The 13,457-nt window shown below is 34.2% G+C and carries 9 protein-coding genes and 1 pseudogene; 7 read left to right on the forward strand and 3 right to left on the reverse strand.

The features are described 5' to 3' along the window. The first annotated feature begins 263 nt into the window (after positions 1-263). The 4 genes from NSQ40_RS04735 to colA all read left to right on the forward strand — a co-directional run bounded on the left by NSQ40_RS04735 (position 264) and on the right by colA (position 6,381). Positions 264-1,193, forward strand: coding sequence for a VanW family protein (locus tag NSQ40_RS04735; RefSeq protein ID WP_258248604.1), 930 nt, complete (start codon positions 264-266; stop codon positions 1,191-1,193). Positions 1,194-1,439: 246 nt separating this feature from the next. Next, positions 1,440-1,877, forward strand: coding sequence for a GNAT family N-acetyltransferase (locus NSQ40_RS04740; RefSeq protein ID WP_003195645.1), 438 nt, complete (start codon positions 1,440-1,442; stop codon positions 1,875-1,877). Between the two features lie 95 nt (positions 1,878-1,972). Continuing rightward, positions 1,973-2,518, forward strand: coding sequence for an SMI1/KNR4 family protein (locus tag NSQ40_RS04745; RefSeq protein WP_003195646.1), 546 nt, complete (start codon positions 1,973-1,975; stop codon positions 2,516-2,518). Between the two features lie 974 nt (positions 2,519-3,492). After that, entirely contained in the window at positions 3,493-6,381 is a 2,889-nt protein-coding gene (colA, locus tag NSQ40_RS04750; protein WP_098715937.1) for a collagenase ColA, read from the forward strand. Positions 6,382-6,634: 253 nt separating this feature from the next. Here colA and NSQ40_RS04755 read toward each other — a convergent pair. Beyond that, positions 6,635-6,821 (reverse strand): annotated as a pseudogene (locus NSQ40_RS04755) (hypothetical protein). A gap of 234 nt (positions 6,822-7,055) precedes the next feature. On the opposite strand from NSQ40_RS04755, the gene NSQ40_RS04760 reads away from it, so the two are divergent. The 3 genes from NSQ40_RS04760 (at position 7,056) to NSQ40_RS04770 (ending at position 9,183) form a co-directional block, all read left to right on the forward strand. After that, positions 7,056-7,823, forward strand: a complete 768-nt coding sequence (locus NSQ40_RS04760) for a hypothetical protein (RefSeq protein WP_258248663.1) — start codon at positions 7,056-7,058, stop codon at positions 7,821-7,823. Between the two features lie 110 nt (positions 7,824-7,933). Further along, entirely contained in the window at positions 7,934-8,785 is an 852-nt protein-coding gene (locus tag NSQ40_RS04765) for a phospholipase C (RefSeq protein WP_097786970.1), read from the forward strand. A 137-nt stretch (positions 8,786-8,922) separates the two neighbouring features. Then, on the forward strand, positions 8,923-9,183 hold the full coding sequence (locus tag NSQ40_RS04770; protein WP_341286067.1) for a hypothetical protein: 261 nt from the start codon (positions 8,923-8,925) through the stop codon (positions 9,181-9,183). Between the two features lie 38 nt (positions 9,184-9,221). Here the strand turns inward: NSQ40_RS04770 and NSQ40_RS04775 are convergent, their stop codons facing one another. After that, positions 9,222-11,087 (reverse strand): ABC transporter ATP-binding protein, encoded by a 1,866-nt coding sequence (locus NSQ40_RS04775; RefSeq protein WP_258248664.1) that lies wholly within the window; start codon positions 11,085-11,087, stop codon positions 9,222-9,224. Further along, on the reverse strand, positions 11,084-13,324 hold the full coding sequence (locus tag NSQ40_RS04780) for an ABC transporter ATP-binding protein (protein WP_041488871.1): 2,241 nt from the start codon (positions 13,322-13,324) through the stop codon (positions 11,084-11,086). The genes NSQ40_RS04775 and NSQ40_RS04780 overlap by 4 nt, the downstream gene beginning before the upstream one ends. Positions 13,325-13,457 lie beyond the last annotated feature (133 nt).

The following is a 13,457-nucleotide window of genomic DNA, read 5'->3' on the forward strand; positions in this document are numbered from 1 at the left end:
TAATTCTTTTTTGTGGTTATTTCCTGACTTAATTTATGAGAATATATTTTGCACATCATATCAAAAAGGAGTCTCTTATGAAATATTTCTCAATATGTTTAGTAATTTTATTTCTAATTGTGGTATTTAGTTGTATTATTTTGGGTTCTCATGCAAATAGCTGAAAGAAAGCGTCCTTGAGGATGTCTTTTTTTATAGAATCGATGAACAGACACAATATAAAAAATAATTAATCAAATAATTAAAAACGAGAAAACATTATAATGAAATGGGGGAATCAATTGTTACGTAAAAGACATTTGTATGTGCTTAGTGCTCTCTGCGCCATTATATTAGTTGGATGTAAATCTCAGGTTAAAGAAGCATCTTTAGTAAGTGATATAGGCGAGAAATCTATAGGAATAAAAGACATTGGGGATACACAGATAAATTTAGTAGATCCTACTAGTGGAAAAATGGTCAAACAAATAAATTTAACTTCATTAGGATATTTTCAAGATGAAAATCAATATAAATTAAATATTAAAAAAATCGCTAATGAAATAGGCAAACAGATTGGTCAAAAAATGATACCTTCTCGTATGACTAGTGATGGAATATGGAAAGAAGGAAAGCCTTCATATGAATTATTTGAAAAAGAGTTAGTAGAGGATTTAATGAATGTGGGAATGTGGGAACGTTCCCGTGCATTGCCAATTGTTAAGAAACGGCCTATTGCTCAATCAAAAGATGCAAATCGAAATACCGAAGTAATTGGAAAATATGTGGCGGACATAGTTGGCACAGCTAATGGTAAGATAGAAAACATTCGTTTGTCGGCAAATACTATTAATGGTGTAATATTAGGAAAAGGTGATCGTTTTTCCTTTAATGCTTTAATAGGAGATACAACACCTGATAAAGGATATCAGCTTGGAAAAGAAATCGTTGCGGGAAAATTAGTAGATGGTTATGGAGGAGGGGTTTGTCAAACTTCTTCTACACTTTATAATGCAGCGGATCAAGCAGGATTAAAAATGATAGAAAGATATAGTCATTCAAAGCCAGTTGGCTATGTACCTATAGGCAGAGATGCAACTATAGCGTATCCTTATTTCGATTTAGTATTTGAAAATACGAATAATGTACTGGTACAGATCTTTATGAAGGTAGAAGGTAATAGATTAACCGCGGAAATACATAGGTTAATCTAAAAGATCTGTTTGGAGAGTTATTCTAATTCCTACCTTCCATTAGGGGTCCTATCGCATGCCCATCAAGTTAAGAAAAACAAATACCCCAAAGCAAAAATGCCATCCCTTCTATTCTCTTTTTTTTACCATCTTATTATCTGAATTGTACTAAAAAAGCATTGTTTTAGGATACAATAGAGTCAAAAGATGAACTATTAGAATAGATCGAATCATTGATATATCTATGTTAATAGAGGGGGGAATTATATGATTCGTGAAGCTGAACCAAAAGACAGTCATGTAATTGAAAATCTATATAAAAAATTAGCACCACATAGTAAAAACATTAAGGTTTTACCAGAAAGAATTGAGCAGATAAGGAATGATTCTAATAATTTCTTATTTGTGTATGAGGAAGATTGTAAAGTTAAAGGAAGTATATTTATGACTTTTTGTCTTGATCCTGGATATCAATTTAGACCATATACTGTTCTAGAGTATGTGATTGTAAATGAAGATTTTCGAGGTAATGGGATAGGTGAAAAGTTACTAAAACATGTAGAACGGCTATCAATTGCAAGGGGATCCACAAGAATTATCCTATTAAGTAGTATAAATAGAATAGAAGCACATAAATTCTTTTCTAAAAATGGTTATAATGGCACTATAAGTAAGGGATTCAAGAAGTATATACCGATTAATTAAGTTTTCGTTATGGGGATAATTCAAAACCTTAGATTAATAGTAATTGTGTGTTTTTTAAATTGGATTTTTTGAGATATAAGCGGAGGGGAAAAGACATGATAAATCAAGCTGAATTACTATGGAAACGTATAATTAATAGAGGTTCAAGCCTTGAAGTGAACTTTCAAAAAACATTAAACCTCCAACCGGGTGCAAGTGATGAAGATTTTCAGTTAATTGAAACTACACTGGGTATTACACTTCCTAAAGAAATGAAAAGTTTTTACAGGGTGTATAACGGACAAATTTGGGAACCTGGGGTTGAATCTTTTGTAAGAAATTTGGTTCTTTCCCCAACTTCTCAAATTATAGACAATTGGACATTTCTACAGGATGAATTCGATCCAGATGATTTAGAGTCGAATATTGAAAATGAACTTAAACCTGTTCTTTGGAATTCTAAGTGGATTCCAATTGCAGAAAATGGTGGTGGGGATTATCTTTGTATTGATACAGATCCATCAGAATCTGGAGTAGTAGGACAAGTGCTATATTTTTGGCATGATTGGGGAAAACGTTCTGTTGAGGCAAAAGGTTTATTTGAATTCATAGAAATCTGTTTGAAAGAAGATAATAGAATGCAGTGTTCTAATGAAAATTAGAGTTACAAAAGAGGATGTGAATTATTATTTACATCCTTTTTTGTTTTTTAAATTAAATCATCAGAATCGCACCAGTTAGAGCAATAGAATTGTAGATGAATTTACATCAACTTAAGAGTTTTAAGTAGACCCTAAACAAAAAATTTTCTTTACAGCTAGTTATTTATAAGAGCGCCTCTTATTTAAACCTATATTTTGATGCAATTTTGCATATCCTAATAAAGGGAATCTATATACAGAGTGTGATTGAATTATATTAATAACATTAAAGGTAATGAACATGCAGGTTTCCTTTTTTGTTTATTAGTTTCATCAGAAAAGAAGTCAGATCTTTGAAAGACTTTTGTAACATTTATGAAAGTCATTTGAAACATATTTAAACTAAGATGTACATGTCGAAGGTGATTTTATTTCAGTCTGAAGTAAAAAGTATTAGCAATGTATAGTATAATTTCATCTTTTGTATTCATGTAGAGATGATAAAAAAAGGGAGAGATTGCATAAATCTAATTTAAGAAAAACATATGATTATCCAGTAGGTATTTTATTAACTCTTACATCTAAGTAAAAAACAGAAAATCAAGTTCAGCTTCATTATCACTAGCATATAGAGAGAACTTTTATTATCCTGGTAGATTCCTATACAGATATGATATTGTTGATCTATATTACTACAATGAACCTGGTCGTACTAAATCTATAGGATTAAATAATTTACAAAAGGCTCAAGTAATTTACAAAATATTTATCATTTAGCATATTCAATTTGATTTAAAACAATAAGATTATAAACCACAGAAAGGTACTCATTCGACACTCAGTAGAGTGCCTTTTTTTGTTCAAATTATATCAAAACGTATCATTTTCTTTTTGATATAGTATTCTAGTGTACAGAAATAATATGAAATATCATATTTTATATTATGTTATATTAATAATGTGTTTTTATGGATTTTATAAATGGAGGAAATGTTATGAACAAGAAATCAAAGTTTACCCAAATGATGCTCGGTATTAGTACAGTGGCTTTATCATTTGGAAGTATTCAAACACAAGTATCAGCGGAAGAAAATACACCTTATAATGTGTTACAAAAGAAACCAATTGGGATAGAAACTTCAACCGATGAAATTGCACATTCTACAAAAGCAGACGAAACATTGTCTTATGAAGAACGTTTAAAAGTGAACGATTTTTCACAACGTCCAGCTCCGGTCGTGAAACGAGCAGCGGCAAAACAATTTCAGCAAAAGTATTCTGTGGCAGAGCTGAATAGAATGAGTGATGACGAATTAATTGATACATTGGCAAATGTTAGTTGGGATCAAATTACAGATTTATCTCAATTTAATCAAGAAACAAAGGCGTTTTATCAAAATAAAGGGCGAATACAAGTTATTATTGATGAATTAGGTCGCCGCGGAAGCGCATTTACAAAAGATGATACAAAAGGAATTGAGACGTTTGTTGAAGTATTATATTGCGGTTTTTATTTAGGCTTTAATAATAAAGAATTAAACTATTTAAATGAGCGAAGCTTCCATGATAAATGTTTACCTGCATTAAAAGCAATTGCAAAAAATCCGAATTTTAAACTTGGTACAAATAAGCAGGATAAAGTGGTATCTGCATACGGTAAATTAATTAGAAATGCTTCTTGTGATGCTGAAACGGTTCAATATGCAGGTAATATTTTAAAGCAATATAACGATAATATTTCTACATATGTAAGTGATAAGAATAAAGGGGACGCCTTGTATAATCTTATCCAAGGGATTGATGAGGATATACAGTCTTACTTGAATGGTACAAGGAAAAAAGCGGACGAAACAATATGGTATGGGAAAATTGATGGCTTCATAAATGAAGTCAGTCGAATGGCTCTTCTGAATCAAGTGACAACAGAAAATAGTTGGTTAATTAATAATGGTATTTATTATGCTGGTCGTTTAGGGAAATTTCATAGTAATCCAAATAAACCTTTAGAAGTACTTACACAAGCAATGCATATGTACCCTCGTCTAAGTGAAGCTTATTTTAATGCTGTAGAGCAAATTTCAACAAACTATGGTGGAAAAGATTATAACGGAAATACAGTAGATTTAAAGAAAATCCGTGAAGAAGGCCAACAGCAGTACTTACCAAAAACGTATACATTCGATGACGGTTCTATCGTATTTAAAACAGGAGATAAAGTAACGGAAGAAAAGGTTAAGAGACTATATTGGGCTGCTAAAGAAGTAAAAGCGCAATATCATCGTGTAATTGGAAATGATGCAGCGTTAGAATCAGGGAAAGCTGATGATGTACTGACAATCGTAATTTATAATGATCCATATGAATATAAACGAAATAGCCAACTATATGGATATGATACGAATAATGGTGGCATTTACATTGAAGGAAAAGGAACGTTCTTTACATTTGAACGTACACCGCAGCAAAGTAGTTATACTTTAGAAGAATTGTTCCGTCATGAATTTACACACTATTTACAGGCAAGATACGAAGTTCCAGGAGCATGGGGACAAGGAGAATTATATCAAAATGAACGTATGACTTGGTTTGATGAAGGAAATGCAGAATTTTTTGCGGGATCTACTCGTACGAATAACGTTGTTCCGCGCAAAAGTGTAATTAAAGGATTATCATCTAATCCTGCAGAACGTTATACAGCAGAACGAACATTATTTTCGAAATATGGATCATGGGATTTTTATAATTATTCTTTTGCACTGCAGTCTTACTTATATACTCATCAATTTGAAACTTTCGATAAGATTCAAGATTTAATTCGTGCAAATGATGTGAAGGGTTACGATGCATATCGTGAAGCTTTAAGTAAGGATCCAAATTTAAATAAAGAATACCAAGACTATATGAAGCAGTTAATTGATAATCAAGATAAATATAATACCCCACAAGTATCAGATGATTATTTAGCTGAACATGCACCAAAGCCACTAGCTGATGTAAAGAAAGAAATTGTAGATGTAGCAAAGATAAAAGATGCAACAATGACAAAGCATAATTCTCAATTCTTTAATACGTTTACATTAGAAGGAACATATACAGGCGGCGTAACAAAAGGAGAATCTGAGGATTGGAAAGCGATGAGCAAGCAAATCAATCAATCTTTAGAACAGTTAGCGCAAAAAGAATGGAGCGGCTACAAAACAGTTACAGCGTATTTTGTCAATTATCGTGTGAATGCGAACAATCAATTTGAATACGATGTTGTATTCCATGGTGTTGCAACGGGAGAAGAAGAAAAACAGACGATTAAAGTAAATATGAATGGACCATACAATGAGATGTTAAATGAAAAAGTTGAGTTTCATAGTGATGGCACAGAAAGCACAGGTGGAAATATTGTTTCTTATCTTTGGGATTTTGGAGATGGTACAACAAGTACAGAAGCAAACCCTACTCATGTATATGGAAAAGAGGGGACATATACTGCAAAGCTAACAGTGAAAGATAATAAAGGAAAAGTAGGCCGAGGACAAACAACGGTTACTGTAAAAAAAGATGAACCAGTAGGACATGGATTTGACAGTGCAAAGGCAATTCGTTTTAATAAGCTTTTCAAAGGAAATATGGATATGCCTAATATGGCGTATATGTACACATTCAATGTTACATCTCCAAAAGAAGTAGATATTTCCTTTATAGATGAACAGGGAATTGGAATAAAGTGGGATGTATATCACGAATCAGATTTAGGAAATCCTGTCATTACGGGCCAAGCGGATGGAAATAATATGAAAGGGAAATTTGAAGCGAAACCTGGGAAGTATTATGTAGTTGCATTTTTTGAAGAGGAAAACAGAAAGGGAACATATTCATTATTAGTAAAGTAAATTCGTTTAATCGTATATAACGACGAAAAGTAATGAATAAGAGACTTTTGCTATTCCTTGTTCATCTGTTTAACAAAGAATAATTTAATATTCGAGAAAAAATTGAATTAAATAAAAAAGAATCCCTTAATTCCTTTTGGGATTCTTTTTCTTGTTTAAAGTTTGCTCACACAAATGATCAGCACATCAATTCATCTTTGATATACAGATCATTTGTATGATAATTTTTATAAATAATTGCGGAATAATGAACTTACATAAATGCTTTTAAAAGCTCTTGTACGGCTGGAATTAATCCACCTAAAAATTTTAAAACTGCCATTGCGATTGCCATGTTATTTCCTCCTCTTTTTATGTGTTAAGATGTGGTACATCTTTATGTTTTTATTATAGTAAGCGCTTACATTAATATCAATACATTTCGATATGCAATATTGCATAATTATATATAATTTATATATATGATTAAATAAATTAACGATAAAGCTAATGAACATGCAGGTTTTCTTCTTTGTGTGCTAGTTTCATCAGCAAATACGTCAGACCTTTGAAAGACTTTTGTAACATTTATGAAAGAGAAATGAAAGATTTGCCAGATAGGATGAAGTTGATCTACTAGTAGACGATGCGCGCAAGTGGTAAAACCATTAGTAAAAATAAGGAGGAGTTAAGACATGTTTATGAAAAGAAAACTGTCTATATTTACATTTTTAGCACTAATATTTAGTTTGATAGTAACTGTTTTTCCTACAAATTCTGCTTATGCAGCTGAGGACGATCGTATACTTGATATTTATGGTGATCCAATTACCACAAATAAAGATTACATACTAGTAGACAAATATTTGTGGGTGACAGGTATTCCTTTTGAAAAACGAGTAGCACCCGTAGGTCAGAATAGACTTGGAATAACTTATGAGAAGTTTGCGGGTTGGCATTATGTAATTCAATATAAAAACTCGTCTTATTACGGTGCTGCTGAAAAGCATAAGGATACAAAAGGTAATGAGTATTATGGTACACCTATCAATTTTGAAGCACCGGCTGGAGTAGAGAGTGATGGATATATAAGAAATAATACTCCAATTACAGTGTCAATGTGGATTGGGGGATCAAATGCTGATGCAGGAGGAACAAAAAAATATGTAAATGCAGGCAATCGAAGCTGGATCTATTTTAGTGACCAATCAAGAAGCACTTTAACAGTTAAGAAAAAAAATTCGAAGGAAATAGATTTAGTAACAGGTAAAACGGATTATCTTAGAGATAAACTTGGTAGACCTACTGACTGGTATAATGCAGATCCACAGCAATCTAGTTATGGAGTTACAACAACCTTCCAGCTAGAGACTTCAGGGCAACCATTTGCAAATCAAGATAAATTGTGGGGAATATCTGCCCCTGAAGACTACGCTGGCTATGAATTAGTACCTTTACAATAAAGCAGCTATTAAATCTATCTAACTTACGCATTGTTCAATATATTTGCTAATAAGTTGCAATAAAAGCATATGAACGAAATTTAGATTATACATCAATTGGAGGAATATTTATGAAAAGAAAAATTTTAGCTATAGCTTCTGTAATTGCTTTAACAGCTCCTATTCAAAGTGTGGCGTTTGCACATGAAATTGACCGCCAAGATCCACCTATTGCTCTAAAATGGTCAGCGGAATCTGTACATAATGAAGGAGTAAGTTCTCATTTATGGATTGTAAACAGAGCCATTGATATTATGTCCCAAAATACGACTGTGGTGAAGCAAAATGAGACAGCTCTATTAAATGAATGGCGTACTAATTTGGAGGAAGGTATTTATTCTGCAGATTATAAAAACCCATACTATGATAATTCTACATTCGCTTCACACTTCTATGATCCTGATTCAGAAAAAACGTATATTCCATTTGCTAAACAAGCAAAGCAAACGGGAGCAAAGTATTTTAAATTAGCTGGTGAAGCTTATCAAAATAAAGATATGAAAAATGCATTCTTTTATTTAGGATTATCACTTCATTATTTAGGGGATGTCAACCAACCAATGCATGCAGCAAACTTTACTAACATTTCGCATCCATTTGGCTTCCACTCAAAATATGAAAACTTCGTTGATACAGTGAAAGACAATTATAGAGTAACAGATGGAGATGGCTATTGGAATTGGAAAAGTACAAATCCAGAAGAGTGGGTTCATGCATCAGCATCAGCTGCAAAAGCTGATTTCCCATCAATTGTTAATGATAATACGAAAAGTTGGTTCCTAAAAGCAGCGGTATCACAAGACTCTGCTGACAAATGGCGTGCTGAAGTAACACCGGTAACAGGAAAACGTTTAATGGAAGCACAGCGCATTACAGCTGGATATATTCATTTATGGTTTGAGACGTACGTGAATCACCAATAACAAATACACTTATGCATGGGAAGGCACTGAAAAAGTGATTACTTTGAAAAAATAACGTGTATTTTATTAATATGTAGAAAATGGAAAGGAGTTCATTACCTGTATATAGTAGGTGGTGAACTCCTTTTTCTTATTAAGTGGGCTTTTTCAGTGGCCTTATATATGGCAAAAGTTATTTGTGCTATAAAGTGAAACTTCCATCAGCTGAATATACTTTAAAACCAGGTTCCATAGTTGCGGGGGCTGTAAATAAAACAATAAATTCACCTTTTGCACAGTTTTGGCAAGGTGGCGGTTATTGGGACACAGCTACAAAAGTTAAACCATCATCTACTTCAACAGGTGCAATTAAAACAGATGATTTAAAATTAATTCGTTCAGATGTGTTAGAAAAATAAAATTGATCAAGCTGATCTTCACCCTCATCCCACCTAACTCAAGAAGCATCCGCACCTTCAAACTGACTATTATAAAGCGAAGCATAGAAACCATCAGCCTTCAATAACTCTTCATGATTACCTTGTTCTACAATATCCCCGTCTTTCATGACAAGGATTAAATCGGCATCACGGATTGTTGATAATCTATGAGCGATGATAAAGCTTGTTCTGCCTTCCATGAGGTTTTCCATGGCTTTTTGAATCAGCACTTCTGTACGAGTGTCAATGGAGCTTGTTGCTTCGTCGAGTATGAGTATTTTCGGATCCGCTAGAAGGGCACGGGCAATTGTTAATAGCTGCTTTTGTCCTTGGGATACGTTGCTTGCTTCTTCGTTTAGTTCCATTTGATATTTATTTGGTAAGGTTTTTACGAAGCTGTGAACGTGAGCTGCTTTCGCTGCTTCAATCACTTCTTCGTCGGTTGCACCCAGTCTACCGTAACGTATGTTTTCCATGATGGAACCGTTAAATAGCCATGTGTCTTGCAGCACCATCCCGAACATGCTGCGCAAGTCTTCGCGGGTGAAGTCTTTTATGTCGTGACCGTTTATACAGATGGCACCACTGTTTACATCATAAAAACGCATTAATAGTTTTACGATCGTTGTTTTACCTGCTCCGGTTGGTCCTACGATGGCTACCTTTTGTCCAGGTTTAATATTAGCTGAGAAGTTATTGATGATGATTTTATCTGGATTATATCCAAATTGAACATCTTTGAATGTAACTTCTCCTTTAACTTCTTGAAGCTTCACTGGGTTTTCTGCTTCCGGAATTTCTTCTTCTTCATCTAAAAATTCGAAAACTCTTTCTGCAGCAGCTGCAGTGGATTGAAGTACGTTAGCGATTTGGGCCACTTGAGCGATTGGTTGCGTAAAGCTTCTAACATATTGAACGAAGGCTAAAATATCTCCAACAGCAATTGTTCTCTTTACAGCGAGCCATCCGCCTAAAATGGATACAGCTACGTAACCGATATTACCGATAAACATCATAATCGGCATCATCATTCCAGATAAAAATTGAGATTTCCATGCAGAGTGGTAAAGAGTATCATTCACCTCTTCAAATTTTTTCACTTCTTCTTCTTCAGTGTTAAAAGCTTTTACGATATTGTGACCACTATAAATTTCTTCGACCTGACCGTTCACGTGTCCTAAATACTCTTGTTGGGACTTAAAGTATTTTTGTGATCTTTTTACGACGCCCATTATGAGTGTCATTGATACTGGTAATATTAAGAGAGCTACTAATGTCATTTGCCAGCTGATTGATAACATCATGATGAGTACACCAATGATTGTAATAACGGATGTGATGATTTGCGACATACTTTGGTTTAAAGTTTGGCTCACAGTATCTACGTCATTTGTAACTCTAGATAATACTTCTCCATGTGTCGTTTTATCAAAGTACTTAAGCGGCATACGGTTGATTTTTTCATCAATTTCTTTTCTGAAGTTATAAGATACCTTTTGTGCTACTCCCGAAATGATATATCCTTGTATAATGGAAAACACAGTGCTCGCTATATATAATCCAAGGAGCAGGAGGGCAATGTTTCCGATATAGGTAAAGTCAATGGCAGCACCGTGCACGCCTGTTACTTTGTCTACGAGTCCTTCGAAAAGTTTTGTTGTTGCTTTACCTAAAATCTTCGGACCGACGATTGCAAAGGCCGCACTACCGATTGCAAAAATAATGACGATCACGATCGAGAACTTATATGGCTTTAAGTATTGAAGTAACTTATTCATCGTTCCTTTGAAGTTTTTTGCCTTCTCAATCTTTCTCATGCCGCCGCCCATATGACCGCCGCCATGGCCACCTTGTCTGTTATGTTCTATTTTTCTATCACTCATGATGACAACTCCTCTCTTGAAAGTTGTGATAAAGCAATTTGCTTATAAACTTCACAGTTTTCCATAAGCTCTTCATGAGTACCAGTTCCGACTATTTTTCCTTCATCAAGTACAATGATCTTATCTGCATTCATGATTGTACTTATTCTTTGGGCAACAAGTAGAATAGTACTTCCCGCAATCTCATTGTTTAAAGCCCTCCGCAAGGCTGCGTCTGTTTTAAAGTCAAGAGCTGAGAAACTATCATCAAATATGAAGATTTCCGATTTTTTCGTAAGAGCACGCGCAATAGAAAGTCTTTGTTTTTGACCACCGGAAACGTTCGTACCACCTTGTGATATTTCTGTACGGAAGCTTTCAGATTTCGCGTTAATAAACTCCATAGCTTGCGCGATTTCTGCCGCTTTTGCGAGTTCTTCTTCAGTTGCTTCTTTCTTACCGTATTTCAAATTACTTTCGATCGTACCTGAGAATAGAACTCCTTTTTGCGGTACATAACCAATTTTCTCTCTTAATTCCTTCTGAGATACTTCTCTAATATCCGTGCCATCTATTAATATTTGGCCGCTTGTGACATCGTAAAAGCGTGGAATTAAGTTGATTAATGTTGATTTACCACTACCTGTACTTCCGATGAAAGCTGTCGTTTCTCCAGGTTTTGCGGTAAAGGTAATATTGGAAAGCACATCTTCTTCTGCACCTGGATATTTAAAGCTAACATTTTTAAATTCAACGTAGCCTTTCTTGTCAGAAGCAAATGTTTTTGGCTCCGCTGCGTCATGAATAGAAAGGTCAGTATCTAAAACTTCTGCAATGCGCTGTGCGGATACAGAAGCACGCGGAACCATAATGGATACCATAGAAATCATTAAGAAGGCCATGATGATTTGCATTGTATATTGCATAAATGCCATCATATCACCAACTTGCATATGTCCCATATCCACTTGGTGTGATCCAACCCAAATAATAAGTACAGTAACGGCATTCATGATAAGCATCATCATTGGCATCATAAATGACATTAAACGGCTTACAAATAAATTGGTTCTTGTTAAATCTTGATTTCCTTTTTCGAATTTCTTTTCTTCATGCTTTTGATTATTAAAAGCACGAATAACGAGCATACCTGTTAAAGATTCACGAGTGATCAAGTTAATTTTATCTACTAACTTTTGGATACTCTTAAACTTAGGGATCGCGATGCTAAATAGACCAATGACTAAGCTTAAAATCGCGATAACTGCAACTGCGATAATCCATCCCATTGAAAGGTCTGTAGTAAGTACCTTAATAATTCCGCCTATGCCTAAAATCGGTGCATAGAATACGATACGAAGCAGCATAACCATAAGTGTTTGCACTTGTTGAATATCATTTGTACTTCTTGTGATTAGAGATGCAGTGGAAAACTTATCAAACTCTGCATTAGAAAAGCTTGTAACCTTCCGAAATACTTTCTTTCTAAGATCTCTACCTAATCCAGCAGCTACTTTTGCAGCAAGTAAACTCACGATAACGGTAGCTGCCATACTTACTAAGGATAAAAGCAGCATTTTTCCGCCAGAAGTAAGAATATAATTGGATTGAAGCTTATCTGTATTGATACCGATCTTTTTATATTCATTCTCAATGAATGAAACGGCTGACTGTGTTACCATGCTGCCTGGCATATTCTTAAACTTTTCATCCGCCTTTTCTTTCATTGCATCGATTTGATCTTGAGGCAGTTTAGCAATTACTGCAAAAGGATCTGTATTTGGCGGAAGCTTCGCCGGTGCTTTGTTATCACCTGGTGCAGTGAAAGCAGATGAGCCGCCTTTTTCAATTCCTTGTGTAATTAACATTGGTTTCCCGAATATATCGTTAAGTTCGTTAATTGTATTTTTATCCTCTGTATGTAGCTTATAAAGCGGTTCTTTATCAAGCTGCGGATAATCTTTTAAGTCATTTTTCAGCTCACTTTGAGAAAGATTGTTCTTATCTAAAAGTATATAGTTGTCATCTACTTTTTTCTTCTCATTTTCATTCATAAAGAGTTTAAGTTTATCGAGCTCACTTTTACGAATAACCCCAGGTACTGCGTTTTCTACACCTTTTTGCTGAATACCTACATTCACAATGTTAGACATGTAGTCTGGCAGTGACAGGTCACATACGGCTTGTATGGATAATAGACATATAACTGCAATAATTGAGGCAACAAATGGTTTTAAATGTTTGATGATCTTTAACATTTAATTCATCTCTCCATTTTCCTTTTCTAATTTTTTTAGCTTTTACTTCGTTTCCTTCCTTTATTCTTCGTATTCTTCAGGAATGAATTCTAGCAGCTCTTTACGTATTTTCGACCACAGATTAATTCTATGA

The sequence above is a fragment of the Bacillus sp. FSL K6-6038 genome, assembly GCF_038050455.1.
GTDB lineage: Bacteria > Bacillota > Bacilli > Bacillales > Bacillaceae_G > Bacillus_A > Bacillus_A pseudomycoides.